At 70.4% G+C, this 25,797-nt stretch carries 25 protein-coding genes and 1 tRNA gene; 8 read left to right on the forward strand and 18 right to left on the reverse strand.

Translation table 11 applies throughout. From position 1 onward, the window contains the following. The first annotated feature begins 560 nt into the window (after positions 1 to 560). Together BIU94_RS09385 and BIU94_RS09390 are read left to right on the forward strand one after the other, a co-directional pair. Positions 561 to 1,625, forward strand: a complete 1,065-nt coding sequence (locus BIU94_RS09385) for a hypothetical protein (RefSeq protein ID WP_071258101.1) — start codon at positions 561 to 563, stop codon at positions 1,623 to 1,625. Beyond that, complete coding sequence (locus BIU94_RS09390; RefSeq protein ID WP_071258103.1) at positions 1,622 to 3,565, forward strand: hypothetical protein; 1,944 nt, start codon at positions 1,622 to 1,624, stop codon at positions 3,563 to 3,565. Before BIU94_RS09385 ends, BIU94_RS09390 begins: the two co-directional genes overlap by 4 nt. Positions 3,566 to 3,697: 132 nt before the next feature. Here BIU94_RS09390 and BIU94_RS09395 read toward each other — a convergent pair whose 3' ends face one another. Both BIU94_RS09395 and BIU94_RS09400 read right to left on the reverse strand, forming a co-directional pair. Next, complete coding sequence (locus BIU94_RS09395) at positions 3,698 to 4,675, reverse strand: Fic family protein (protein ID WP_071258104.1); 978 nt, start codon at positions 4,673 to 4,675, stop codon at positions 3,698 to 3,700. Positions 4,676 to 5,109: 434 nt separating this feature from the next. Beyond that, a tRNA-Ser gene (locus BIU94_RS09400) sits at positions 5,110 to 5,199 on the reverse strand. A 142-nt stretch (positions 5,200 to 5,341) separates the two neighbouring features. On the opposite strand from BIU94_RS09400, the gene BIU94_RS09405 reads away from it, so the two are divergent. Together BIU94_RS09405 and radA are read left to right on the forward strand one after the other, a co-directional pair. Further along, positions 5,342 to 6,445: an SGNH/GDSL hydrolase family protein gene (locus BIU94_RS09405; protein WP_071258106.1), complete on the forward strand. Its 1,104-nt coding sequence runs from the start codon at positions 5,342 to 5,344 to the stop codon at positions 6,443 to 6,445. Positions 6,446 to 6,455: 10 nt separating this feature from the next. Beyond that, complete coding sequence (gene radA, locus BIU94_RS09410) at positions 6,456 to 7,817, forward strand: DNA repair protein RadA (RefSeq protein ID WP_071258108.1); 1,362 nt, start codon at positions 6,456 to 6,458, stop codon at positions 7,815 to 7,817. An 86-nt stretch (positions 7,818 to 7,903) separates the two neighbouring features. On the opposite strand, the gene BIU94_RS09415 is transcribed toward radA, so the two are convergent. Then, entirely contained in the window at positions 7,904 to 8,287 is a 384-nt protein-coding gene (locus BIU94_RS09415; RefSeq protein ID WP_071258111.1) for an SseB family protein, read from the reverse strand. Between the two features lie 292 nt (positions 8,288 to 8,579). On the opposite strand from BIU94_RS09415, the gene BIU94_RS09420 reads away from it, so the two are divergent. Beyond that, on the forward strand, positions 8,580 to 8,789 hold the full coding sequence (locus BIU94_RS09420) for a cold-shock protein (RefSeq protein ID WP_017887662.1): 210 nt from the start codon (positions 8,580 to 8,582) through the stop codon (positions 8,787 to 8,789). A 444-nt stretch (positions 8,790 to 9,233) separates the two neighbouring features. Here BIU94_RS09420 and BIU94_RS09425 read toward each other — a convergent pair whose 3' ends face one another. Together BIU94_RS09425 and BIU94_RS09430 are read right to left on the reverse strand one after the other, a co-directional pair. Next, on the reverse strand, positions 9,234 to 9,911 hold the full coding sequence (locus BIU94_RS09425; RefSeq protein WP_071258113.1) for a hypothetical protein: 678 nt from the start codon (positions 9,909 to 9,911) through the stop codon (positions 9,234 to 9,236). Positions 9,912 to 9,962: 51 nt separating this feature from the next. Further along, positions 9,963 to 10,505: an amino-acid N-acetyltransferase gene (locus tag BIU94_RS09430; protein WP_071258115.1), complete on the reverse strand. Its 543-nt coding sequence runs from the start codon at positions 10,503 to 10,505 to the stop codon at positions 9,963 to 9,965. Between the two features lie 98 nt (positions 10,506 to 10,603). Here BIU94_RS09430 and BIU94_RS09435 point away from each other — a divergent pair, with 98 nt between their 5' ends. Then, positions 10,604 to 11,056, forward strand: coding sequence for an SRPBCC family protein (locus BIU94_RS09435; RefSeq protein ID WP_071258129.1), 453 nt, complete (start codon positions 10,604 to 10,606; stop codon positions 11,054 to 11,056). A gap of 145 nt (positions 11,057 to 11,201) precedes the next feature. After that, positions 11,202 to 12,215, forward strand: coding sequence for a hypothetical protein (locus BIU94_RS09440; RefSeq protein ID WP_071258131.1), 1,014 nt, complete (start codon positions 11,202 to 11,204; stop codon positions 12,213 to 12,215). Positions 12,216 to 12,443: 228 nt separating this feature from the next. On the opposite strand, the gene BIU94_RS09445 is transcribed toward BIU94_RS09440, so the two are convergent. Next, positions 12,444 to 14,963: an ATP-dependent Clp protease ATP-binding subunit gene (locus BIU94_RS09445; protein ID WP_071258133.1), complete on the reverse strand. Its 2,520-nt coding sequence runs from the start codon at positions 14,961 to 14,963 to the stop codon at positions 12,444 to 12,446. A 169-nt stretch (positions 14,964 to 15,132) separates the two neighbouring features. Then, positions 15,133 to 15,609: a Clp protease N-terminal domain-containing protein gene (locus BIU94_RS09450; RefSeq protein WP_071258142.1), complete on the reverse strand. Its 477-nt coding sequence runs from the start codon at positions 15,607 to 15,609 to the stop codon at positions 15,133 to 15,135. Between the two features lie 71 nt (positions 15,610 to 15,680). Between BIU94_RS09450 and BIU94_RS09455 the strand changes: the two genes are divergently transcribed. Next, complete coding sequence (locus BIU94_RS09455; RefSeq protein WP_071258144.1) at positions 15,681 to 16,613, forward strand: NAD(+)/NADH kinase; 933 nt, start codon at positions 15,681 to 15,683, stop codon at positions 16,611 to 16,613. Between the two features lie 144 nt (positions 16,614 to 16,757). Here BIU94_RS09455 and BIU94_RS09460 read toward each other — a convergent pair whose 3' ends face one another. From BIU94_RS09460 to folP, 11 genes are all read right to left on the reverse strand, one after another. Then, positions 16,758 to 17,816: a sigma-70 family RNA polymerase sigma factor gene (locus BIU94_RS09460; RefSeq protein ID WP_071258146.1), complete on the reverse strand. Its 1,059-nt coding sequence runs from the start codon at positions 17,814 to 17,816 to the stop codon at positions 16,758 to 16,760. Positions 17,817 to 18,173: 357 nt separating this feature from the next. Beyond that, the gene (locus BIU94_RS18205) at positions 18,174 to 18,305 is read right to left on the reverse strand and encodes a hypothetical protein (RefSeq protein ID WP_258369388.1); all 132 of its coding nucleotides are present in this window, start codon (positions 18,303 to 18,305) and stop codon (positions 18,174 to 18,176) included. A gap of 207 nt (positions 18,306 to 18,512) precedes the next feature. After that, a complete protein-coding gene (locus BIU94_RS09465; RefSeq protein ID WP_071258149.1) occupies positions 18,513 to 18,716 on the reverse strand; it encodes a hypothetical protein in 204 nt (67 codons plus the stop codon). Positions 18,717 to 18,745: 29 nt separating this feature from the next. Beyond that, positions 18,746 to 20,272 (reverse strand): lysine--tRNA ligase, encoded by a 1,527-nt coding sequence (gene lysS, locus BIU94_RS09470; protein WP_071258157.1) that lies wholly within the window; start codon positions 20,270 to 20,272, stop codon positions 18,746 to 18,748. 88 nt (positions 20,273 to 20,360) lie between these two features. Further along, complete coding sequence (locus tag BIU94_RS09475; protein ID WP_071260245.1) at positions 20,361 to 21,053, reverse strand: Rossmann-like and DUF2520 domain-containing protein; 693 nt, start codon at positions 21,051 to 21,053, stop codon at positions 20,361 to 20,363. Beyond that, on the reverse strand, positions 21,050 to 22,921 hold the full coding sequence (locus BIU94_RS09480; protein WP_071258159.1) for a PH domain-containing protein: 1,872 nt from the start codon (positions 22,919 to 22,921) through the stop codon (positions 21,050 to 21,052). Before BIU94_RS09480 ends, BIU94_RS09475 begins: the two co-directional genes overlap by 4 nt. An 8-nt stretch (positions 22,922 to 22,929) precedes the next feature. Beyond that, a complete protein-coding gene (locus BIU94_RS09485) occupies positions 22,930 to 23,451 on the reverse strand; it encodes a PH domain-containing protein (RefSeq protein ID WP_071258168.1) in 522 nt (173 codons plus the stop codon). Between the two features lie 27 nt (positions 23,452 to 23,478). Then, positions 23,479 to 23,970: a DUF3180 domain-containing protein gene (locus BIU94_RS09490; RefSeq protein ID WP_071258171.1), complete on the reverse strand. Its 492-nt coding sequence runs from the start codon at positions 23,968 to 23,970 to the stop codon at positions 23,479 to 23,481. Beyond that, positions 23,967 to 24,518, reverse strand: a complete 552-nt coding sequence (gene folK, locus BIU94_RS09495) for a 2-amino-4-hydroxy-6-hydroxymethyldihydropteridine diphosphokinase (protein WP_071258174.1) — start codon at positions 24,516 to 24,518, stop codon at positions 23,967 to 23,969. Before folK ends, BIU94_RS09490 begins: the two co-directional genes overlap by 4 nt. Beyond that, positions 24,515 to 24,904, reverse strand: coding sequence for a dihydroneopterin aldolase (gene folB, locus BIU94_RS09500; RefSeq protein WP_071258176.1), 390 nt, complete (start codon positions 24,902 to 24,904; stop codon positions 24,515 to 24,517). Before folB ends, folK begins: the two co-directional genes overlap by 4 nt. Then, complete coding sequence (gene folP / locus BIU94_RS09505) at positions 24,901 to 25,794, reverse strand: dihydropteroate synthase (RefSeq protein WP_083404728.1); 894 nt, start codon at positions 25,792 to 25,794, stop codon at positions 24,901 to 24,903. Before folP ends, folB begins: the two co-directional genes overlap by 4 nt. Between the last annotated feature and the right edge of the window lie 3 nt (positions 25,795 to 25,797).

Below are 25,797 nucleotides of genomic sequence, written 5' to 3' on the forward strand. Positions count from 1 at the left end.
CGACTGGGACGCCATCGCCCCTTACGTGCATGACGTCGTCACACGAGCAGTGCCGCTCGTCACGTACGACGCGAAGGAGCTTTACCCCGCGGTCACTCGACTCGTCCACTTCGCCCGAGGGGAATACGCGCCGCTGACAGACGAAAGCGTGTTCGAGCCGTACATGGTGAACCGGTTCGTCGTACACCACCTCGCCGGCTACAACCGGGCCAGCAGGAACACGATCCGTGCCCGGCTCAGACGCGTCTCCGAGGCGCTCCTTGGCGATGACGCGGTCGGGAAGTTCAAGGCGCTCGGGAAGGCCGACGCGGTCCAGCCCTACACAGTCGGCGAGCAAGCTGCGCTCGAAGCATGGTCCCGGGCGCAGACATCAGCGGAACGGCGCACGTCGGCCGCCGCGCTGCTCTCCCTCGGGTTCGGCGCCGGACTCACCGGAGGGGAGATCATCCGCCAACGACTGGAGCACATCGCCGTCACCGGTCCGCACGTCATCGTGCACGCGGGCGGCGGGGGCCCGGACGGAGCTCTTCCACCCCACCCTCCTCGGCCGCTACATCCGGATGCGAGCGCCGAAGAAGCAGTCGAGCCTCAACAAGACCCTGCACTCGCTGCTCTTCCGAGTCGCCAGCGCCGTCGCCGACGTCGACCACAACCGCAAACACCGTGGCCGCATCAGCCACGGTGTCATCCCCTACACCGCAGCGGAACTGGCTGAACTCGAGAGCTGGGCTATCGCGCGGAAGAACGCGACGCACCGCCGCTACGCGAAGACGTTCCTCGCCCTCGCGGGAGGCGCCGGCCTGCAGTCCGTCGAATGCACGCACGTCCGAGGCCGCGACATCATCCGCACCGACGCGGGTTATGCCGTCCGGGTGACCGGACGACACCCGCGAACAGTGCCCATCCAGTCCGAGTGGACGAGCTACATCGACGAGGCCATCGGGTCTCTCACGGACGACGAGCACGTCCTCTTTCCCAGCGACACCGACGAGGTCCGACCTCGGACTCTGAAGTGGTTCTGCGTCGGCGGCCACCCCGCACCGTTCGCGCAGCGGCTCCGGGACACGTGGGTGCTCAGCCAGCTTCCGGTCCTTCCCCTCGGCGTCCTCCTCCACGCCGCCGGGATGCCCGACATCCAGACGCTTCGACGCTACCTGGAGCGCATCGCCGACACGGACCTGACGGACTGGGACGACGTCCTCCGACGGCCATCCGAACACATCCGCCCTCCGGCTGCCGACCGCGAGCGGGTCGCCCGCCCCCGGACAGCGCGTCAGGACGTCGGAGAAGCGGACCGCTTGCGCGCCCCGGACGACCGCGGCGCCGAAGCCCTACGCCGCGGAGAGACCACGCTCCGCTTGGACCAGACCGCCGTGCCAGCCGGAACACCGCAGTCGTCTGTGCCTAGGTCGGTGCCGCACGCCGGCTCAGGGAACAGCTCCTTGGAGCCGGAGGCCGTTTCGATGTCGGGGCTCACTCGCGCCGGAGTGAGAGCCGAGTCGACTGCGACCTCGCTCCCCGTGTGGACGCGGGGAGCCTCGACCTCAGGTTCCGCGACATTCACGGAGCTCAAAGAGCAGCTACAGAAGCGCCGCGACGAGCGGAACGGCGGTGACCTCCGATGAGCGTCGAAGCCCTTTCCTGGGACGACACGGTCGCCCTCACCCTCGAGGTGCTCGGCTCCGCAACCGACGGTGGCCTGAGCGACAGGGAGGTCGCCGCGGGTGCCGGGTCGATGACCCCCACCGACGCGCACCTCGTGGAGACGTGGCTGAACCGCGTCATCCAGTCGAGGGTCCTGCCCGCCCTCGTCGGGTGGCGACGATTCGACAGGGCCGCAGCGGGACGACGCGCAGGCGGACCCCTTCCGGACATCTCCGACGCCGTCATCCTCACCATCGCACTCGTCCTCGTGATGGAGGAATCGACCGTCCGCGTCCGAGACATGGAACGAGCCCTCGCTCATCGGCTGACGCCAGAGGCGCGGGAGGTGCTTGGAATCGCCCACCTCTACGACAACCCGTTCAAGGACTGGTACTTCCTCGCGCACCGCGCCATCCACCGCATCATCGCCACGTTCGACCCGTACGTCGCCAACGCCGGCTTCCAGCGCAACAACTGGAAGGCGATGACCCTCGAACAGCGGAACCTCTGGGAAGCGAATCTCGACGAGGCGTTCCTCGACCGGATGCGCCTCCGGGGAGAGTGGTTCATGAACGCGCTCCTCGAGATGTCCATCCGTCAGCAGGCGCCGCAGTTCCGTCGCGTCAAGACCGCCTTCACCATCGACCAGAGTGCCGTCACTGCAGGCGTGCATCAAGCACGGTGGAAGCGCGACAAGCACGGCAATGAGGTCCCGATGCGGAACAAGCTCGACACCACCACCAACCAGGCGGAACCCCGGCGGGTCCTAGCGCTCGAAGCGGACTGGGCGCCGAAGAAGAAGGGGGCCAAGAAGCGCAACGCCGACGAGGAGAGACGGGTCTCCCGCATCAAGTGGGAACTGTCGTACATGGCGAACATCATCATCGACGTCATCGAGGACCCCGACCTCGACAAGAAGCTGCAGGCACCGCAGCTCATCCGCGCCATCAGCCTCGGCACCCCGAACAAGCGCATCGGCGACCACGCCATCGCACTGCTCGACTCCCTCGAAGCACGCGGGTACGAGCTATCCCGACTCTCGTTCGACCGCGGGTACTCACAACTCACCGACGCGTTCCACGAAGAGTTCGTCCGACGGCGCATCCCCGTCGTCAAGGACTACGTCGAGCGACAGAAGGGCATCACCAACGGCGCACTCGGCGGCGCCATCATGGTCGAAGGACGCTACGTCTGCCCCTCCACACCAGCCGACCTCCTGGAAGCGACGGGACGGTGGGAGCGAGGCGAGCTCACTGACGTCGAGTACGGGAAGGAACTCGACCAGATGGAGGACTACGAACTCAGTGTCCATGAGAAGAAAGGCGACGGTACCCTCCGACTCAGCCGCCCCGCGTCCGGCATCTCACCCACGGCATCCTGCCCGCTGCGGAAACTCCACCCGAGAGCCGTCCCGGACGAGGAAGCGGACCGCGTGCGCATCCAACGGGCGAACATCACCGACCGGCAGAAAGATTACAAGGTGTGCTGCCAGACAAGCGTCACCGTGAAACCCGACCAACACGTGCAACAGCGGCAGCTGCTCCGCCACAACAGCCGTCAATGGTTCAAGACCTACCGCTCGGACCGCAGCAGCAGCGAATCCACCAACGACCTTCTGCAGCGCGACCACAAGCTCCACGTCACAACGAACCGTCCCCTGCGCGGCCTCGCCGCACAGAAGCTCGCACTCGCGCTCCTCGCCGTCAAGTCGAACATGACCCGCATCATCAACTTTGAGAACGCTCTCCGAGAAGAACAGCTCCGCGCGGCAGCCGGTCGAGCACCGAAACGACGGAAGCAGGACGGCGAATACCTGCAGCGCTCCCGCGACCGGCGCGGGGAAACCCGCTACCTGCGGAACCCGCCGCCCCGGGAACTCGTCCCCTACGAGGAGCCAGCCTTGCCGGACCCACCAGTGTGACGAAGGCCCTCAATGCCCGGGAGTGCGAGATGATGCTCGCGCTCCCGGGCACCCTGGTCCTTCAACACGTACAGCTCGACGCTGCAACCGCCGCCCTATGTCGCTCGTCTCCCGTCACGAGTACGGGCGACCCTATGAGGAGCTGCGCTTGAATCGGGAGCCCTTGTACGCGGCAAGCGCCATCCGGCTCGAGCGCCACTGACCATCAGCACCGCGGATAGCTTCGAGCCGCCCGCGGGTTGCAGCAGCCTTCAAAGCAACGAGACTGAAGTCAGCATCGACGAGACTCTGAAGCGGTACGTACTTGGCCGGTCCGGCGATGTTCGGGATGAGAGTGTGAAGGTTGTCAACGACCGATCTACTCAAGAGCTCCGCGAGCGGCCCGTAGTCCCCGTTATCCGCCCGGTCCAGGGCTCGAAGGTACTTCTTGCGTTGTTCCTTGAAGACGATCGCAGGCGGCCATCCCAGTCGAACAAGGATCAGGTTGAGGCACAGTCGTCCGGTTCGGCCATTGCCATCGATGAACGGGTGGATGTGTTCAAAGTCCCGATGCATCAGGGCGAGCCACTCGGGCACCTCTGCAAGCAGGATCGACTTGTCGTCAACCCCCACCCCAAAGTCATTGACCTTGTCCACCCACGATGTGAGTTCAGAGTGAATCAGGGGGAAGCTGGGCGGAGTCATTCCGCCAGAGAAGGAAGCAATTTCATGCTCGCGGAAGCTTCCGGGCTGTTCGTTTCCGGTGGCCTCGGGATGTGGCGCGACCGCCCAGACCTGCTCCATCATCACCTGGTGGATGTTGCGGATCTCCTGGAGAGTGATCAGTTGATCCCCGCCCGCCGGCTGCAGCGCCTGCTCATAGACCCATTGAGCAGCAGCCCCGTACCCAAGCACTTCAAGGTAGTCCTTGAGCTCCTTCGCTCCAACCGCCCGGCCTTGCTCCAGCAGCTGCGCCACCTCGCGAAGCACGAGTGTGTTGCCTTCGATGGCCGTCGAGTGATGGGCCTCCAGGTGCCAGAGCTGGTCCCAGAGCCCCTTCGCCTCGTGAGGCTTGGGAAGACCTCCGAAGTTAGCTAGCTCGTCAATCGCTGCCTCGAAGCGCTTGTACACCGCTGCGCGAGCGGGTCGCCCTCGTCCCGGCGCCGAAGGCTGTACAGAATCAGAAGTTGTCACGGGTCGCCCTAGGTAAGGAAACAGAACGATGTTCATCTTGTCACGGGTCGGGCTGAGTAACAAAACAAGTTGCGATCGGCATGCCTGAGCCGATCCAGATTACAAGATGCACGGAAGGAGCCGAGAGATCGGCCCTCCGGCGCAGCAACTCGTTACAGGATGCGGCAACACGGCCCGCAGGATCGCCACCTGATCGGCGCCAACCTGGACGTCAGCTTCTCGGGAGTCGCGTCACGACCTCGACAACACCACGGCCGCGCCACTGCGATGCCAGCGACAGAGAGCAACAAAGCCCCCCGGCCGAGACCGGGGGGCTCACGTTGGCGGTCAGACTTGCAAACGCTGGAACTCCAGACTTGCAAACGACCCTGTGGCGGTACCGGTGGGATTTGAACCCACGGTGGAGTTGCCCCCACACATGTTTTCGAGACATGATCCTTCGGCCGCTCGGACACGGTACCGGGAAAGATCATACACGATCAGGAGGCCCCTCCCGCCACCCAGGGTCGGCTCTCCCTCCACAGGCGGTCGCCACCAGGGCCCTCTCCACATCCGCACGGCACCTTCGTCGAGGACGAAGCGTTGCGGCGTACCGTCCTCGGCATGAAGTCCCGCACGCTCATCGCCCTGGTGTCCTCGATCGGCGGGGGTCTGCTCGTCGCCGGCAGTGCCGCCCTCGGTACCCGCGCCGGCGTGAAGGGCCAGCGCGCCGCCGCCCAGCGGGTGGTCGACATGCTCCCCGTGCACGCCGACTGGTGGCGCGAACGCCAGCAGCACGAGGGGCAGCTCCTCTACGTGGCCATCGGCGACTCCGCCGCGCAGGGCGTGGGCGCGACCGCCCCGTCGCGCGGGTACGTGGGCCTGCTCGCCCGACGCATCCGACACCGCTCCCGCATGTCGGTGCGGGTGGTGAACCTCAGCGTCTCGGGCTCGACGACCTGGGGCGCGAAGCGGGACCAGCTCCCGAAGCTGCAGCACTACTCGCCCGACGTCTGCACGGTGTCGATCGGTGCGAACGACATCGCCGACTTCGACCCGGGCAAGTTCGAGCGGAACATCCGGGCGATCTACGGGGCCGTGCCGTCGCACACGGTGGTCGCCGAGCTACCGTGCATGTTCGTGCCGGACCGGGAGCGCAAGGTGGCGGTGGCGAACGAGATCGTGCACCGGGTGGCCGCCGAGTTCGGGTTGACGGTGGCGCCGCTGCACACCATCACGAAGCGGGTCGGTCTGCGCCGGACGTTCTTCAACAGCTACGGCGACCTGTTCCACCCCAACGACCGCGGGTACGAGATCTGGGCGAGTGCGTTCGAGCCAGCGGTGGATGCCCGGGTGGACACCGTCGCCGCGATCCGGCACTACCTCTCTGCTCGCGAGGCCGAGAACCTCGGGCGTGAGGCAGGCGCCGTCGCCAACGCCCGCGCCGAGCAGGACACGGAGGGCGCCGAGGCCCTCGATCACGCAGGGCGGCAGAGCCCCGGCCCGGTCGAGCGCCTCCGCCAGCGGATGACGGCATCCGCGACGCAGGACGAGCGCGAGCACGCCACCGACGCGAACCCTGACCAACACCCGGACCGACACTCAGACGAGCAAGACGCCCCCGCCCACCACGACGGCCAAGCCGAGCCCGACCAGCACGACGACCGAGCGCAGCCCTCCCGTCAGCAGCCGTCCCGCCCGTCGGGTGATGTCGGCGGCACCGCCTAACCTCGACGTCATGGCGCGCCCGCAGTCCCTCTACCGATGCACCGAGTGCGGCTGGACCAGCGTGAAGTGGGTCGGCCGCTGCGGCGAGTGCCAGACCTGGGGAACCGTCGAGGACTCTTCCGCCGCCTCGGCGAGCTCTCGCGGCACCGTCGCTGTCGCCGTCACGGGCACGCGCGTCGCCCGACCGATCACCGAGGCCCGTGGCACGTCGGTGCAGCGGTGGCAGACCGGCATCGGCGAGTTCGACCGGGTGCTCGGCGGCGGCGTCGTTCCCGGGGCGGCGGTGCTGCTGTCCGGTGAGCCCGGTGTCGGCAAGTCGACGCTCCTGCTCGAGGTCGCTTCACGCGCGGCGGCCGCCGGCAAGCGCGTCCTCTACGTCAGCGCCGAGGAGTCCGTCGACCAGGTCCGCCTGCGCGCCGAGCGCACCGGCGCCATGCACGATCAACTCTTCCTGGCGAGCGAGGTCGACCTCGGCGTCATCATCGGCCAGATCGACCAGGTGCAGCCCGACCTGCTCATCGCCGACTCGGTGCAGACGATCTCGTCGGGCGCGATCGACGGCATCGCCGGTGGGACGTCACAGGTGCGCGAGGTCGCCTCGACCCTGATCCGCATCGCGAAGGACCGTGCACTGCCGGTCCTCATCGTCGGGCACGTGACGAAGGACGGCACGATCGCCGGCCCCCGGCTGCTCGAGCACCTGGTCGACGTCGTCTGCCACTTCGAGGGTGATCGGCAGACCGCGCTCCGGTTCGTCCGGGCGCTGAAGAACCGCTTCGGCCCCACCGATGAGGTCGGCTGCTTCGACATGGCCGGCGACGGCATCCACGAGGTCCCCGACCCGAGCGGCCTGTTCATGTCGAAGAACGCCACCCCGGTGTCGGGCACGTGCGTGACCGTCGCGCTCGAGGGGCGTCGGGCACTCCCGGTCGAGGTCCAGGCACTCATCGTGCCGAGTTCGGCCCCGCAGCCGCGCCGCGTGGTGAACGGTGTCGACTCGTCGCGTGTGGCGATGCTGCTCGCCGTCCTCGAACGGCGCGCGGGGCTGAAGCTCTCCGATGCCGACGTCTACGTCTCGACGGTCGGCGGCATGAAGCTCACCGAACCGGGCGCCGACCTCGCCATCGCACTGGCGCTCGCGAGCGCCGCCCGTGACCGTCCGTACCCGCACACGTTGGCGGCGGTGGGCGAGATCAGCCTCGCCGGCGAGATCCGTCCGGCCACGGGGACGAAGCAGCGAGTGGCCGAGGCGAAGCGGCTCGGCTTCACGACGGTGCTCGGCGCGGACTCCGGGCACCTGCGCGAGGCACTCCGGGTCGCGTTCTCGATGACCCAGTCGGCCCGCGAGCGCGAACTCGACCGCGCGTTCTGACCGGCACGTACGAGCACCGGCACGCACGAGCACCGGCACGGCCGGGCACACCGACGCAGGCACCTGCACGAGTCGCCAGACGCCCCTCAGGCGCGCAATGCGGCCAGCAAGTCCTCGGGCGTCGCCTGCATGGTGTGCGGTCCGGCGATGTCGAAGAACACGCCCTCGAGCAGGTCGAGGTGCGCCGCGAGGAACTCCTCGAGCCGCGGTCCGTCGTAGACCATGACCTGCCGGATCTTCTCGTCGGGCACCATCGCCGTGTAGGCGTCGGCCGACGAGAACAGCAGCAGGATGCGCTTGTCCGAGCCCTCACGGCCGAACACCCGCACCTGCATGTCCTTCTTGCCGGTGACGAGTCGGGGGACGATCACGATGTCGTTGCGCAGCGCAAACGCCACCGCAGCGACGTCCTGCTTCGCGAGGGCTTCCTCGAGTTGTTCACTCCGGAAGCGCTGTTCCTTGTCTGCCATCGGAACGATTCCACCAGATTTCGCTGTGCCGTGGAGAACGCGTCGCGAGAACGGGTAGCCAGCGGAGCCTGAGCACGCTAGCCTGGTGAAACCGCTTCGGCGGCGCTCAACGTCTTGGTCAGGTGGTTTGCCCCTGACTCGGACTACCAGGATCACCGGTCGTCAGACCTGATCCCGAACCCGTCCCGCCGGCACCTGCCCGCGTGGCGCATCACCCCCGTCGACGTACGTCGGGGCTCCGCAGGTGCGATCGCACCATGGCGGAACGCAAGAAAGCTAAGGAAACGCCATCATGGCATCTACCGGTACCGTCAAGTGGTTCAACAACGAAAAGGGCTTCGGCTTCATCGCCCCGGACGACGGCAGCGCTGACGTCTTCGCGCACTTCTCCGCGATCGCCGGCAACGGCTACAAGTCGCTGGAGGAGAACCAGAAGGTGGAGTTCGACATCACCGAGGGCCGCAAGGGCCCGCAGGCGGAGAACATCACCGTCCTCGGCTGATCACATCAGCTTCGAACGGCCCCGTCGTCTTCGGACGTCGGGGCCGTTTGCTGTCACCGGGCAGGGAACACCGCACAACCACAGTGCGTCGGAACCGGCACACGACCCGGCGCGGACGCAGTTCGGTCGCACAAAGCGCTCCCGGACCGCCCGGCCGAGCACCGGGACCCCGCCCGTCGCCACCCTGCCCTGGTGGCGACCACCGACGGACGGGAGGCGCGGTACCAGCTGGCACCGTGCCTCCCGTTCGTCCGTGCGCACGTCGAGCGCCGCATCACCGCAGCGACGGACCCGCGAAAGCGACAGTGTGCCGCGAACCATCCGCGGAGATCAGTCGCTGTCGCGACACACCCACAGCCCCGAGCGCCGACGCCCAGCCCGAGCGCCAAGCCCCGCCCGAAACGCCAAGCACCGCCCGGCGCCCCGCCCGGCCCCGCACCAGCCTCAGTTCAGCACGAACTGCGCCGACCGCTCCGACTCGACCTTCCCCACCGCGACCTGCAGGTGGTAGCTCGCTCCCCCGCCGGTGACGGCCGGCCGCGACGAGTCGCAGGTCGTCGTCGAGGACCGGGTGCGGTCCCACTCGATCGCCGGCGTGGTGAGGGTCTGACCGACCTTGATGGTGACGTCCTGGTGGGTGCCGCCGGTCTGGCAGTCCTTCGATGACCAGTACTGCTCCTCGCCGGAGCTGATCGTCAGGACCTGCTGCGCCGAGCCGAGGTCCCAGTGGCAGCTGTTCGAGCCGGAGTTGGTGATCGACATGGCGATCTTTGGGTCCTCGGTGGGGCCGTAGGCCTCCTTGTCGAGGACGGGCTTGAGCTCGATCTGGTCGGCCGTGCACTCGGCGCCGTCGGCGGCGGTCGGCGCTGCGGAGCGGGAGGGCGCGGGCGTGCGCGACGTCGCCGTCGACGACGAGCCGGAGCTCGCACCCGATCCCGATCCCGATCCCGGTTCTGCGGAACCGGAGGCCCCGGGAGCAGCCGACTCGGCTGCCCCGCCGCGGCCCACCACGATGAGCACGACCACGATCACGACGACGAGGACCGCGCCGAGCGCGATGGCGCGCCGGCGCCAGTAGACGCTGGGGCGCTCGGGGCCGACGGGGTGGCGGAACGACGACATGCGCACAGGGTAGGGCGGCAGGTCGGACGAGCGCGGATGCCGCGCGACGCGTCAGAGGATCTTCAGCATGCGGGTGTTGCCGAGGGTGTTCGGTTTGACCCGGGCGAGGTCGAGGAACTCCGCGACCCCCTCGTCCGACGAACGGACGAGTTCGGCGTAGACGTCCGGCGAGACGACGCTCTCGCCGATCTCCAGGTAGCCGTGCTTCGCGAAGAAGTCGACCTCGAACGTCAGGCAGAAGATGCGCGCGACGGCGAGCTCGCGGGCGTCGTGCTCGAGCGCCTCGAGCATGCGGTGGCCGACGCGCTTGTGGATCCAGTCGGCGTCGAGAGCGAGCGTGCGGACCTCGGCGATGTCGTCCCAGAACACGGCGAGGGCACCGCAGCCGATCGGCACGCCGTCGGGGCCCTCGGCGATCCGGAACTGCTGGATCGAGCCGTAGAGCTGGACGTTCTCCTTGCCGAGCAGGATGCGGCGGTCGACGTACGGGGCGATGAGCCGCTGGATGTGCGGGACGTCCGACGCCAGCGCCGGACGCACGAGGATCCCGTGCTCGTCGCGCTCGTCGAACGCGTGCCTGCCGTGCTCTGTCATCCGGCCCACACTAGTGCGAGCCGACCGTCGACGTGCACCACGCCGAGGGGGACACCCGTCTGGGTCCCGCTCAGGACGACCGGCCTACCGTGCAACCCATGCCCCAGATCATCGAAACCGTCGACGTGAACGTGCCCGTCTCCGCTGCCTACAACCAGTGGACCCGCTTCGAGGAGTTCCCCACCTTCCTCGACGAGGTCGAGAAGATCGTCCAGGTGGACGACAAGACCACCGACTGGACCGTGAAGGTCGCCGGCCAGGAGCGCGAGTTCCGGGCGATCATCACCGAGCAGCACCCCGACGAGCGCGTCGCCTGGACCGTCAAGGACGGCGAGACCGACCACGCCGGTGTCGTCACCTTCCACAAGCTCTCCGACAACGAGACGCGTGTGACCGCCCAGATCGACTGGCAGCCCTCCGGCTTCCTCGAGAAGCTCGGCTCGGCCGTCGGCATCGGTGGCCACGCCATCAAGAAGGACCTGCAGAACTTCAAGGAGCGCGTCGAGTCCGCTCCGACCGACTCCGGCTGGCGCGGGGACGTCCAGGCCTGAGACCGGCTGCGGTCGTCCGTGGTGACGGACGGCCAGACTGGAGGCGCGGTGCCGGACGGCACCGCGCCTCCCGTCCGTCCGGGGGTCGGGTCCACCCCCGCACCCGCGCCGACGCACGCCGGGAGGCTCCGCGAGGGGAGACCACATGACCGGCACACGCACCACCGTCCTCGGCACGACGATCGGCACCGCGGTGGGGACGGCCGGCAGCATCGCCCTCGCCGCGCTCGTCGCCCGCCGGTTGCTCGCCCCCGCCCCGTACCGGGCGACGGCCACCGTCCGGAGCTCCACGCGGACCGAGGCGCTCCTCGACGCCACCCGTGACACCCGGCTGCCGGGCACGTACGGCCTGCAGCGCTCGGGCCGACGCGAGCGGATCGGCACCGTGCTCGGGGTCGACGGCGACGCCGTCCGCCGCGCGGTCTCCGAACCCGTCGACCCCGGCGTCTGGGAGTGGGACGCGCTGATGGCCGACTCCCCGGACGACGTACCGGGCGAGGAGCCGGCCACGACCGCCCGCACCCACGTCGTGCACGTCCACGGGCAGGCGCTCGGGCCGCGCCAGGTGCTCCGCGGGCTCGCCGTCTGGCGGTCGCTCGGGGCGTCGAACACGATCGTCGACACCACCGACCTGCCGCTGCGCTCGCTCGACCCCGCAGCCGCGGACCGCATCGTCGCCGCCGTCCGGGCCGCCCGCGCGGACGGGGCCGAGCGCGTCGTCCTGCAGGGCTGGTCGGCCGGGGCCCTCGCGTGCGCGGTGGCGGCCGACCGCGAGCACGTCGACGGCATCGTCGGCGTCGCACCGCTGCTCTCCATGGCCTCCGCGCTGCGCGGGGCCGTCCGGGCGGCACACCTGCCGTCGGTCGTCGGCTCACTGGCCGCCCGCACCGCGTCGACGCCGCTCGTCTGCCGGCTCGCCGGCACGAACGACCCCGTGGCCGTGACCACCTGGCCGGACCGGACCACCCCGACCCTGCTCCTGCACTCGACGGCCGACGCCCTCGTCAGCGCCGACGACGTCGCCGCGCAGGCTGCCCGGGCGGGTGTAACCGCGGTCGCGTTCCACACCGCACCGCACACGCTCGAGTGGAACGAGGACCCGGTCCGCTGGGACGACGCCGTCCGCCGGTTCGCCGCCGAGGTCGCGCCGACCCCCTGACGTGCAACGGCCCCGGTCTGCGAACAGACCGGGGCCGGCAGCGCCTCGATCCGTTGGGGGGAACCGATCGAGTGCTCCGCGCGAGGAGTTGGGGGGAACGTCTCGCGCGTACTGGCAACACTACCCCCGGACGAGGGCCGGTGGCCGCGACGCGCGCAGAACGGACGGGAGGCCCGTTGCCAGATGGCAACGGGCCTCCCGTCCCGACACGTGTCGGTTATCCGTGCGTCAGGACTCGATCTCGCCCTGCGGCGCCTCGGGCGCCTTGTCGAGCGACGGCGCACCGGCGAGGACCTCTTCGCGGCCCGGCTGACGCCCGGTCTCGAACTGGAACTTGCCCTCGGCGAAGTCGACCTTCACGTGGTCGCCCGCATTGAGCTCACCCTGCAGGATGTGCTCGGACAGCTGGTCCTCGACCTCGTGCTGCATCGCGCGGCGCAGGGGGCGAGCACCGAGGGACGGGTCGAACCCGACCTTGATGAGCTGCTCCTTGGCGGCGAGCGTGAGCTCCACCGTCATGTCGCGGTCGAGCAGGCGGTCGGCCAGACGCTTCACGAACAGGTCCACGATCTGCAGCAGCTCGGGCTCCGACAGCTGCGGGAACACGATCGTGTCGTCGACACGGTTCAGGAACTCGGGCTTGAAGTGCTTCTTCAGCTCCTCGTTCACCTTGCCGCGCATGCGGTCGTAGCCGACGGCCGAGTCACCCTCGACCTGGAAGCCCACCGGGCCACCGGCGATGCCCTGCGAACCGAGGTTCGTGGTCATGATGATGACGGTGTTCTTGAAGTCGACCACGCGGCCCTGACCGTCGGTCAGACGGCCTTCCTCGAGCACCTGCAGCAGCGAGTTGAAGATGTCCGGGTGGGCCTTCTCGATCTCGTCGAACAGGACCACGGAGAACGGCTTGCGGCGCACCTTCTCGGTGAGCTGGCCGCCCTCCTCGAACCCGACGAACCCGGGAGGGGCACCGAACAGGCGGGACACGGTGTGCTTCTCACCGAACTCCGACATGTCGAGGGAGATCAGCGCACCCTCGTCGTCGAACAGGAACTCGGCGAGTGCCTTGGCGAGCTCGGTCTTCCCGACGCCCGTGGGGCCGGCGAAGATGAACGAGCCGGAGGGACGGTTCGGGTCCTTCAGGCCGGCACGGGTGCGGCGGATGGTCTTGGACAGGGCCGAGATGGCCTCTTCCTGACCGATGACGCGCTCGTGCAGTGCCTTCTCCATGAAGACGAGACGCGAGGTCTCCTCTTCGGTGAGCTTGAACACCGGGATGCCCGTGGCCTGGGCCAGGACCTCGGCGATGATGCCCTCGTCGACGGTGCCGGACGCGGCGACGTCACCCGCACGCCACTGCTTCTCGAGGCGGAGACGCTCGCCGAGGAGCTTCTTCTCCTCGTCGCGCAGGCTCGCGGCCTTCTCGAAGTCCTGCTCCTCGATGGCGGCTTCCTTCGACCCGCGGACCGTCGAGATCTTCTCGTCGAACTCGCGGAGCTCCGGCGGCGCCGACAGGATCGACAGACGCAGGCGGGCGCCGGCCTCGTCGATCAGGTCGATGGCCTTGTCCGGCAGGAAGCGGTCCTGCACGTAGCGGTCCGCCAGGTTCGCCGCGGCGACGATCGCGCCGTCGGTGATGGACACCTTGTGGAACGCCTCGTACTTGTCGCGCAGCCCCTTGAGGATGTTGATCGCGTGGGGCAGCGACGGCTCGTTGACCTGCACCGGCTGGAAGCGACGCTCGAGTGCGGCGTCCTTCTCGAAGTGCTTGCGGTACTCGTCGAGCGTGGTGGCACCGATGGTCTGGAGCTCACCGCGGGCCAGGAGCGGCTTGAGGATCGAGGCAGCGTCGATCGCGCCCTCGGCAGCACCGGCACCGACGAGCGTGTGGATCTCGTCGATGAAGACGATGATGTCGCCGCGGGTGCGGATCTCCTTCGTGACCTTCTTCAGGCGCTCCTCGAAGTCACCGCGGTAGCGGGACCCGGCGATGAGCGACCCGAGGTCGAGCGAGTAGAGCTGCTTGTCCTTCAGCGTCTCGGGCACGTCGCCCTTGACGATCGCCTGGGCGAGGCCCTCGACGACGGCGGTCTTGCCGACGCCGGGCTCACCGATCAGGACGGGGTTGTTCTTGGAGCGGCGGGAGAGGATCTGCATGACCCGCTCCATTTCCTTCTCGCGCCCGATGACGGGGTCGAGCTTGCCGTCGCGCGCGGCCTGGGTGAGGTTTCGACCGAACTGGTCGAGGACCTGCGAACCCTGCTGCGCGTTCTGCTGCTGCTCGCCACCGACGGCGACGGCTTCCTTGCCCTGGTAGCCGGACAGGAGCTGGATGACCTGCTGGCGGACCCGGTTGAGGTCGGCGCCGAGCTTCACGAGGACCTGGGCTGCGACGCCCTCGCCCTCGCGGATCAGGCCGAGCAGGATGTGCTCGGTGCCGATGTAGTTGTGGCCGAGCTGCAGCGCCTCGCGCAGGGACAGCTCGAGCACCTTCTTGGCGCGCGGCGTGAACGGGATGTGCCCGGTCGGCTGCTGCTGGCCCTGCCCGATGATGTCCTGGACCTGCTCGCGGACGGCATCGAGCGAGATGCCGAGCGACTCCAGCGCCTTGGCGGCGACGCCCTCGCCCTCGTGGATGAGGCCGAGGAGGATGTGCTCGGTGCCGATGTAGTTGTGGTTGAGCATCTTCGCTTCTTCTTGAGCGAGGACGACAACCCGACGGGCTCGGTCGGTGAATCTCTCGAACATGTGCTCTCCCTTGCCGGAATCGTGGGAGTCCGGTGACGTACATCGAGACTAACCAGCGCTCCCCCGACGGGCTCCCCCTGTTCGCCGTGGGCGTGACCTGGAGTGCGCGATGTGCGCGATGTGCGCGATGAGCGAACGCCGGCCGGCTCCTCGGCGTCCGGGAGCCGGTTCAGCCGCGCCGGACCGCTCGCCGCAGGGCCCGTCGGAAGCGCCGCGGGTCGACGCCGAGCGTCTCGAGGACGTCGTGGGCCGAGCCCATGAACGGGTCGTCGACACCGTCGAGCACTGCGAGCACGACGTGCGCGGGCCGGACCCGGTCGAACGGGCCGGCGAGGACGGCCGCGCGGGCGAGCACCCGGGCGGCGGCGGGCGTGCAGGCGACCCGGTCGTGCTCGCCGGGGCACGGCGTCCTGGCACCGACGAAGGCCGTGATGCCACGGCGGACGGTCTCCGGCGTGACACCGTGTGCCGCCAGGACGGGACGGAACCGGGGCATGCCGCTGCACAGGGCCACGGCGGCGAGCAGGAGGTGTTCGGCGTCGACGAAGCCGAAGCCGGTCTCGTGGGCCTCGAGGTCGGCGAGCAGGACGATCTCGCGGCCGTGCCGTGCAGCGGGGAGGGCGACGGACAGGTGAGCGATCTGCATGTATGCAGAATATCGCATGCACTTGCAAGCGACCAGCCCCCGTTCGAGGTCCGGTCGGTAGCATCCGCAGCATGGATCAGCCCGTCGTCGGCCTCGTCGTCCACCCGACCAAGAACGTCCAGGAGTCCGTCGCGACCCTGCAGCGCTGGAACGCGTCCGGTCTCGGGGAACTCGTGGCCCGTCGGGCGGACGCCCAGCGCGTCGGCCGCGGGGTCGCCGTCGTCGACGACGACGACTTCACCGACCGGGTCGACCTCGTCGTCGCGCTCGGCGGGGACGGCACGATGCTCGGGGCGATGCGCCTCGTCGCGAAGCGCCCGGTGCCGGTGCTCGGCGTCAACTACGGCAACGTCGGGTTCCTGGTCGAGATCGAGCCGCCGGAGCTCGAGGCCGCGCTCGAACGGCTGTCCGCCGGCGAGTACCAGCTCGAGCCGCACCACGCGCTCGAGGCCCGGCTGTCCTGGGGCGGCGCCCGCACCGACTACCTGGCGTTCAACGACCTGACGGTCGTGCGACGACCGGGAGCGGGTCAGGTCTCCGCCGACCTGAGCGTCGGCGGGCTCGGCTACGGCTACTACCGCGCGGACGCCGTCGTCGCGTCGACGCCCGCCGGGTCGACCGCCTACAACTACGCCGCCGGCGGCCCGGTGCTCTCCCCCGCCCTGTCCGGCTCCGTCGTGACCCCGGTCGCGCCGATGGCCGGCATCGACCGGTCCGTGGTGCTCGCCGCCCGGGAGCGCTACCGCCTCGACATCGCCGAGGGCACGAGGAGCGCTGCGCTCGAGGTCGACGGCCTCGTCGTCGGCGAGGTCGCGACCGGGGCGCAGATCGACATCCGCCTGCGGAAGGACGCCGGCAGCGTGGTCCGGCTCGACGCCGAGCGCCACGGGCGCACCGGCCGCGTGAAGCTGAGCCTGCTCGACCTGCCGCTCCGGCCGGACCAGCTCATCGAGCTCATCCCGAACGACCTGCGGCAGAAGCTCGACCGCGAGATCGACGAGTGACGGTCCGTTCCGGCCCGGGAACGAGAGTGGCCCGCCCGAGCAGTGCTCGAGCGGGCCGTTCCATCACCCCACCGGATCGCCTTCCCACAGGACGCTCCGGGTTCCCCGCGCCGACACGATCGGTGCCGGCCGAAGCCTGCTGACCTAGTCGGTCAGGTACAGCTGCATGTCCTGCGACACGGCCTTCGCGAAGAGGCGCAGCTTGGCGCGCGACTCGACACGGCTGACGGCCTGACGCGTGGTGTGCACGATCTTCGAGATCTCGTCGAGGGTCATCGGCTTGTCGTCGTCCAGGCCGTAGCGCATGCGGATGACGTTGGCCTCGTCGCTCGGCAGCTCGGCGACGATGGAGCGGATGTCGCGGTGCAGCAGCGTCGTCTCGGTGAGCTCGTTGGGGCTCGCGGCGTCCTCGTCCTCGATGAAGTCACCGAGCTCGCTGTCGTCGGAGTCACCGACGACGGTGTGGATCGAGACCGGCTCGTGCGAGCGGCCCTTGAGGTCGACGAGTTCCTCGACGCTCATGCTCAGCTCGGCGGCCACTTCCTCCGGCATCGGCGCACGGCCGAGGTCGACGGTCAGGTCGCGCTCGGTGCGCGAGATCTTGTTGATCAGCTCGACGGTGTGCACCGGGATGCGGATCGTGCGGGCCTTGTCGGCGAGACCACGCGAGATCGCCTGGCGGATCCACCAGGTGGCGTAGGTCGAGAACTTGTAGCCCTGCGTGAAGTCGAACTTCTCGACGGCACGGACCAGGCCGAGGTTGCCCTCCTGGATGACGTCCATGAACGGCAGGCCGCGCTGCGAGTAGCGCTTCGCGATGCTCACGACGAGGCGGAGGTTCGAGGTGATCATGCGCTCCTTGGCGCGCTCACCGTCGCGGACGAGCCAGCGCAGTTCGCGCTGCAGGGACTTGGCGAGCCCCTTCTCGGTGGTCAGCTTCTCCTCGGCGAACAGGCCGACCTCGATGCGGCGGGCGATCTGTGCTTCTTCCTCGGCGGTGAGGAGCGAGAGGCGGCCGATGTGACGGAGGTAGTCGCCGACCTGGTCGACGGAGGCGCCACGGACGCCGGCGAGCTGCTCGTCGGCCTCGACCTCGGTGTCGAGGGAGGTGGTCGCGGACTCGGCGGTCGCGGTCTTCGACGCTGCTGTCTTCTTGGTGGTGGAGCGGCGGGTGGTGCTGGGTGCAGCCGTTGCGATCGTCATGGTGTTTCTCCCTGCGTTCGACGTGGTGGCCATCTGGGGGGTGGTGCTCACCGGGGGGTGGTCATGAGTAAAGCGGTCGGGGGGTGTACCCCACAAACCCGCTGGATCGATTCCCAGGCTTCTCCGTGGTTCGCCCCCGGAACGGGTCGGAACGGGGTACGGGTGCCCCCCGATCTGTCCCCCTGCCCGGGTGCGCAGAGCGGCTGTGACGTGATGTTTCCGCCGTTGCCGCCGTGTTTCGGCCGCGTTTCCGCCCCCGACCCCCGGGGCACACCGCCCCCAGGACGAACGAAAGGGGTACGCCCGACCTGATCGGCTCGATCTGGTCGGCGTACCCCGATTGTGGTGCGATGGGGGTCACCAGGAGGGTTCGAGCCAGCCGTCCCGGCGCTTCGAGGCCTCGAGGTCGGCGTCGCGGTCGAACTCGTCGTACTCGCTCTCGATGTCACCGACGAGGCTGCGACCGGTGAAGGGGTGTGCGGTTGCCATGCCGACGATGGTCACCCCGGCGCGCGACGACCGGGTGAACGGGTCGTGACGGGACGCCGGCGCGCAGGCGTCCTGGCGGGGCCGCTGCGCGCAGACGAGCGCTGCGCGCGGAGGGGCGCTGCGTGCGAAGGGGCGCAGCGTGCGGAGGGGCGCAGCCCGGCAGCGGGCGCGCTGGTCCGCGGACGGGCGCCGTCGGAAGCGGGCGCGCTACTCGGCGGAGGTGGTGCTCGGCGCCGGGTAGCCGTGCTCACGCTCGAAGCGGGCACGCTCCTCGGCCTCGACCTTGGCGTACGCAGCGCGCTCGGTGCGGTCCGCCCGCATGATGGCGCGCATGACGAACCAGAAGATGAGGCCGACGATGATCGTCGGCGTCAGGGCGAAGATGATCCCGGTCACGACTCCATGCGGCACCCGAGCATGGTACCCCGCGAACCCCGGGGCTACTTGACCAGCGGGAACAGGATGGTCTCGCGGATGCCGAGGCCCGTGATGGCCATGAGCAGGCGGTCGATCCCCATGCCCATGCCGCCCGACGGCGGCATCGCGTGCTCGAGCGCCCGGAGGAACTCCTCGTCGACGCGCATCGCCTCGGGGTCCCCGCCCGCCGCGAGCTTCGCCTGCTCGACGAAGCGCTCGCGCTGCACCACCGGGTCGACGAGCTCCGAGTACGCCGTGGCGAGCTCGAACCCGCGGACGTACAGGTCCCACTTCTCGACGATGCCGGGGCGGGTGCGGTGCTGCCGGGTGAGCGGCGAGGTGTCGACCGGGAAGTTCATCACGAACGTCGGGGCGTACAGGCGGTCCTCGTTGAAGTGCTCCCAGAGCTCCTCGACGTACTTGCCGTGGGTGGCGTGGGCGACCTCGACGCCCTCGGCCGCGGCGAGCGCCTGGAGCTCGGCCAGCGGCGTCTCCGGCGTGATCTCGCGTCCGGCCGCCTCGGACAGCGACCCGTACATGTCCATCCGGGCCCACTCGCCGCCGAGGTCGTAGTCGGTGCCGTCGGGCAGGGTGACGACGAGCGAGCCGCCGGTCACCGCGCGGGCGGCGTTCTGCACGAGCTCCTGGGTCAGGTCGGCCATCTGCTCGTAGTTGCCGTACGCCTGGTACGCCTCGACCATCGCGAACTCGGGCGAGTGCGACGAGTCGGCGCCCTCGTTGCGGAAGTTGCGGTTGATCTCGAACACGCGGTCGATGCCGCCGACGACGGCGCGCTTGAGGAACAGCTCGGGCGCGATGCGCAGGAACAGCTCGGTGTCGAAGGCGTTCGAGTGCGTCACGAAGGGTCGCGCCGAGGCACCGCCGTGCTGGGTCTGCAGCATCGGCGTCTCGACCTCGAGGTACTCGTGGCCGGTGAAGGTCTGGCGCAGCGATGCCATCACGGCGGCACGGGCGCGGACGGTGGCGCGCGCCTCGTCGCGGACGATGAGGTCCAGGTAGCGCTGGCGGACCCGGGTCTCCTCGTTCAGCTCGTTGTGCAGGTTCGGCAGGGGCAGGATCGCCTTCGCCGCGATCGCCCAGTCGTCGACCATGATCGACAGCTCGCCGCGGCGCGACGAGATGACGCGGCCGTGCACGAACACGTGGTCGCCGAGGTCGACGAACTCCTTCCAGCGGGCGAGCGACTCGTCGCCCACCTCGGCCAGGGACACCATCGCCTGGATCCGGGACCCGTCACCGGACTGCAGCGACGCGAAGCAGAGCTTGCCGGTGTTGCGCGAGAACACGATGCGGCCGGCGACGCCGACGACGTCCTGCGTCTCCTCGCCGGTCTCGAGGTGCGCGTACTGCTCGCGGACCGCCGGGATCGTCGTGGTGATCGGGAGCTCGGCGGGGTACGCCTCGATGCCCGACTCCAGCAGCTTCGCCCGCTTGTCGAGCCGGACCTGTCGCTGCTCGCTCGTCTCCTGCTCGGCCTGTGCGGCGGCGTCGGCGGTCGCGGTGTCGGGGGTGACGGTCTCGTCGGTCATGCGGGTGCGGCTCCGGGGGTCGTGGGGGTCGGGGGAAATGCTACCCGCGACCGGCGCCGAGCCGGACCCCGCGCGACGTCGCCGCCCGCTACAGCGTCGACTGCCCGTCGGCCGCGGTGAGCGCGTTGTCGACGGCGGACCGCACGAGCGCCCCGAGCACCCGGCCGGGGTGTTCCACCCCGATGCCGGACAGCGTGCCCGCTGACTGGTCGACGATGGCGGTCGAGAACGCCACGGCAGCGCGCACGGCGTCGGCGTACGCGGGCCGGTCGCCCTCGGCCACCACGAACGGCTCCGCGCCCATCTCGACGACGAGCGCCTGCGCGATCGGCAGCACCGGCGACGGGGCGGTCACCGCGCAGTAGGCGTCGCGCAGCCGGGACAGGTCGACGCTCGTACCGGTGAACGCCATCGCCGGGTGGATCGCGAGCGGGATCGCCCCGGCCGCCATCGCCGGGGCGAGGATGCCGACGCCGTGGTCGGGACTCGTGTGCACGACGAGCTGCCCGGGCTGCCAGACGCCGGCGTCGGCCAGGCCCTGGACGAGCGAGGGCAGCTGGTCGTCCGGCACCGCGAGGAGCACGAGCTCGCTGCGCTCGACGAGTTCCGGCGTGGTGAGCACCGGGGCGCCGGGCAGCATCGCCTCGGCGCGGTCGCGTCCTTCGTCCGAGACCGCGGTGACGCCGACGACCGCGTGCTCCGCGTTCGCCAGGGCGGCTCCGAGCACCGGGCCGACGCGTCCGGCACCGACGATGCCGACGCCGAGCCGTCCCGCCCTCATCGTGCGGCCTCCGTCGACGGCACGTCCGTCCACCCCGCGGGCACCGGTCCGGGAGGCACGGCTCCGGTCCGGCGGTCCGCGTCCAGCCCGGCGGACGCACCGGCGAGGGCCCCCGGTCCGCCCGGCACGCCCGCGCCCGGCCCGGCAGACGCACCGGCCGCTGCTCCTGGTCCGCCCGCCACGCTCGTGCCGGGCCCGGCAGGGGCGCCCGAGGTGACCCACGACCCGTCCGCGGCGTGCGTGCCGGGCGCGGGCCGGGCCTCCCGTGCGCGCCACCGGTGGGTGGTGTCCACGGCGGCCGCCTCGACGGCGCGGTGGGCGGTCTCGGACCACAGCCGCTGCGCGTCGCGGGCGTCGAGTGCACCGACGCGGGGCGAGACCGGGCCGGCGACGGTGTGCACGTGCACGGAGGCGAGCCGCAGGGCGCGCTCGAGCGGGCCCTGCTCGACCTTGACGCTCTGCACCCGGGGCAGGGGCACGACGACGAGCGACCGCCACACCGCGCCGAGGCGGAGCAGCACGGCACCTTGCACGAAGCGGTAGCCGTTGCGGCGCGAGGACAGCGGGCGCAGCCAGGCGCCGCGGCGCGGGGAGTGCACGAAGCCGCCACGGTCGCCGGTGGTGGTCAGGCTGTCGTCGACGACGTCGACGGCCTCGGCCGAGCCCTCGCGCAGGGCCTCCTGCGAGGCGGCGGGACCGGCGACGACGGTGCCGACGAGGCCGGGCAGGATGATGTCGAGGACCTCGCGGACGTCGGCGGCCGTGCCGACCGGCAGCACGATCGACGAGACCTGCTGGTTGTTCGACGCCCCGTTGCCGGCGTTCGTCGCGCGGTTGATCCGGACGTCCCACCAGCCGAACGGCCGCCAGAACAGGGGCTGGGCGACGCTGACGGCGTGGATCCGCCCCGGCGGCAGGGTCTCGTTCGAGGTGGAGACGAGGCCGAAGCCGATGCGGATGCCGTCGCGGGTCTCGGCGATCGTGTACTGCAACGACCGCGAGAACTTGCGGACGTAGTACCCGCCGGCGCCGATGACGGCGGGGAACAGCCCGAACAGGAACCCGTACTCGCCGGTGAGCGCGACGCTGACGACCATCGCCGCGACGACCAGCAGGATGAAGAACGTCGTGCCGGACAGCAGCATCGAGGCGATGAGCCGGCCCGGGTGCACCTTCACGATGCGGGTGGCGTGCACGGCGGCGGGGTCGAGCTCCGGTGAGAAGACCTCGCCGAGGCGGTCCTGCAGCACGCCGTGCGACACCCGGGTCGGCCCGCCGGCGGGGTCGTCGTCCTTCGCCCCGGAGGCGAGCACGAGGATCCGCTGCCGCAGGTCGTCGGCGGCCTTCACCCCGAGGTAGGCGAGCTGGACGTTGGCGTCGTTGCCGGCCTGCGCGATCTCGAGCTTCGCGGTGCCGAACAGCCGGGGCACGAGCGGCCGCTGGATGTTGATGCCCTGGATGCGGTCGAGTCGCGCCTTCCGGTGGTTCCGGAAGAGCACGCCGGAGCGCACCTCGACGATCTCGCCGGTGACCCGGAACTCGTGCATCCGCCAGGACAGGTAGAAGAGCCCGATGAGGACGACGAGCAGGCCGGCGACGCCGAGCAGCACCCAGCCGACCGCACCGTGCTCGTAGACGTACTGCACGGGGTCGCCGTCCTCGCGCGGGCCGCCCGGGATGAACACGTCGACGAGCCGGTCACGCAGGCTGTTGAGCACGTAGCCGAGGACGACGATGAGCACGATGCCGCCCTTGAGCAGCGGCGTCAGCGGGTGCAGGCGGTGCCAGTCGCCGTCGGTCAGGGGCGCGGCGGCCGCGGCGTCACCTCGGCGGGGCGGGGCCGGCGGCGGACCGGGTCGGAAGGTCACGGGTCCTCCTAGAGCCCGGCGCGGCGGGACTCGGCGAGTTCGACCAGCCGGTCGCGCAGCGCGTCGGCGTCGGAGGCGGGGACCCCGGGGATCCGGACGTTCGTGGCGGCCGCGGCGGTGACGAACTTCAGCTCGCTCATGCCGAGCGCGCGGTCGAGCGGACCGCGGGCGACGTCGACGAGCTGCATGCGGCCGTACGGCACCGCCGTGAAGCGCTGCCACATGAGCCCGCGCCGGACCACCAGGTCGTCGTCCCGCAGGGCGTAGCCGATCGCGCGGACCCGGCGCGGGGTGAGGGACGCCGTGACGATGGTGACGACGGCGGCGGCGATCCCGATGAGGGTGAAGACCGTGCCGGCGGGCGAGCCGAAGCCGTCGTTGACGACGCCGATGAGCACGAAGCCGGCGGTGAACACCGCGCCGATCACCAGGGCGATGACGAGTTCGGTCCAGACGAGCTTGGCGGACACCCGCGTCCACGCGATGCCCTGCAGGCCGAGGCCGTCCTCGTCGAGTCGTTCACGCGGCATCGCGGGGCCTCCTGGGGTGGTGCTCGGTCAGTCGAGCGTCGTCGTGCCGGCGCCGGGACCGTGACGGTCGTCGTCGTCCTCCGGGGGTGCGACGCACATCCGCTCGGCCACCAGGGCGCAGACCGTCAGGACGACACCGCCGCCGACGGCGACCACGTTCGGCAGGGTCGAGCCTAGCGAAGGCACCACCGCGCGCGTCAGCAGGTAGACGACGAGCCCGGTGCCGAAGCCGGTGAAGAGCGCGCCGCACAGGCTCGCGGCCTTCGCGAGCACGACGACGCGGGTCGCGTACAGCGGGTCGACCGGGTGCCGGCGCCCGGCGCCGTCCCGTGCGTGCTGCCGGATCGGGCGCGCCATGGCCACGACGGCGACGCCGATGAACGCGAGCGTGACGCCGAGCGGCACGGCGAGCAGGAGCGTCGGCGCCTGGCGTGAGGCGAGCACGGCGTCGATCGCGTACCCGGCGACGGCGGTGACCACGGCGAGGGCGAGCAGGGTGGAGAGTCGGGTCGGCTTCATGCGCTGGTCACGTCCCGTTCCGGTGCGGAGGCCCGGGTCGGCTCGGCGAGCAGGCGCGGCTCGTCGACGCGCTCGGTGTCGTCGCCCAGTGCGGCGAGCAGGTCGGCCACCGGCCCGGCACCGGGCAGGACGGCCGCGGGGTCGGCGTCGAGCCACGGCGCGAGCACGAACGCCCGCTCGGCGGCCCGCGGGTGCGGCACCGTGAGGGTCGCCGTGTCGATCCGGAGGTCGTCGACGGCCACGACGTCGAGGTCGAGCGTGCGGTCGCCCCAGCGGACGTCGCGGGTGCGGCCGTGGGCGTCCTCGATGCCGTGCAGGGCGTCGAGGAACACCTGCGGCTCGAGGTCGGTGTCGACGATCACCACGGCGTTGCGGTAGCGGGGCTTCGCGTCGTCCGGGCCGTCCAGCGTGACGGCGACGGACTCGACCTCGTGGCTCGACGCCACCGGGCGCACGCCGGGCAGTGCGGCGACGGCCTCGGCAGCGGCGCGCAGGGTGCTGCCCCGGTCGCCGAGGTTGGCGCCGAGGGCGACCACGACGCGGCTCACGCCGCCCCCTCGACCGGGGCGTCGGCGCCGCGGGTGCGACGGATGGTGATCGACACGTCGGTGAACGGGACGGTGATCGGCGCCTGCGGCTTGTGCACCGTGACCTCGGTCGCCAGGGCCGCGCGGTGGCTGAGCACGACGGCGGCGATGCGCTCGGCCAGCGTCTCGATGAGGTCGACCGGGTCGCGCTCGACCTCGGCGACGACCTGCTCGGCGAGCACCCCGTAGTGCACGGTGGCGTCGAGGTCGTCGCTGCCGGAGGCGGCTCGGGCGTCGAGCTCCACGGCGACGTCGACGACGAAGTCCTGGCCGTCGGTGCGTTCGTGGTCGAAGACGCCGTGGTTGCCGCGGGCGCGGACCCCGACGAGGCGGATGGTGTCGTTCACGAGCGAGCTGCCCTCCAGGCGTCCCAGACGTCGAGCACGGCACGGGTCGGTGCCGGGTCGTGCACGCGCACCCCCCACGCGCCCCGTTCGGCGGCGAGCAGGCTGATGGCGGCGGTGGCGAGGTCGCGCTCGCGCGGAGCTGCTCCCTCGGGGCTCCCGACTCCGTCGAGGAACCGCTTGCGCGACGCGGCGACGAGCACCGGCAGGCCGATCGAGGCGAACCGCTCGTAGCCGGCCAGGATCTCCCAGTTCTGCGCGCCCTGCTTCGCGAAGCCGAGGCCCGGGTCGATGACGACCTGCTCCTGGCGGACCCCGAGGACGATGAGCTCGGCGACGCGCATCTCGACCTCACGCCGGACCTCGTCCACCGCGTGCGTGTACTCGGCGTTCCGGTACATCCGGTCGCTGTGCCCGCGCCAGTGCATCACGACGAACCGGGTGCCGGTGTCCCGCACCACGCGGACCATCTCCGGGTCGGCGAGTCCGCCGGAGACGTCGTTCACGATCGCCGCGCCGGCCTCGACCGCGCGTTCGGCGGTGGCGGCGTTCATCGTGTCGATGCTCACCGGGATGCCCTCGGCCACGAGCTGCCGCACCACCGGCAGCACGCGTTCCTGCTCGACCGCCAGCGGCACCCGTTCGGAGCCCGGACGGGTGGACTCGCCACCGACGTCGACGATGTCGGCACCGGCGGCCACGAGGTCACGGGCGTGGGCCACCGCGGCGTCGTACGCCTGGTGCAGCCCGCCGTCGCTGAACGAGTCGGGGGTGACGTTGAGGATGCCCATCACCCGGGTGCCGGCCGCGCTCGGCACCCGGGTCACGGGTGCCGAGCGCGGACGGCTCACCTCGGCGAGCCGACGTGCGCGTCGCGTCGGGAGGTCGGACATGCC

Origin of the sequence: Curtobacterium sp. MMLR14_006 (assembly GCF_001864985.1) — a bacterium.
Classification (GTDB): domain Bacteria; phylum Actinomycetota; class Actinomycetes; order Actinomycetales; family Microbacteriaceae; genus Curtobacterium.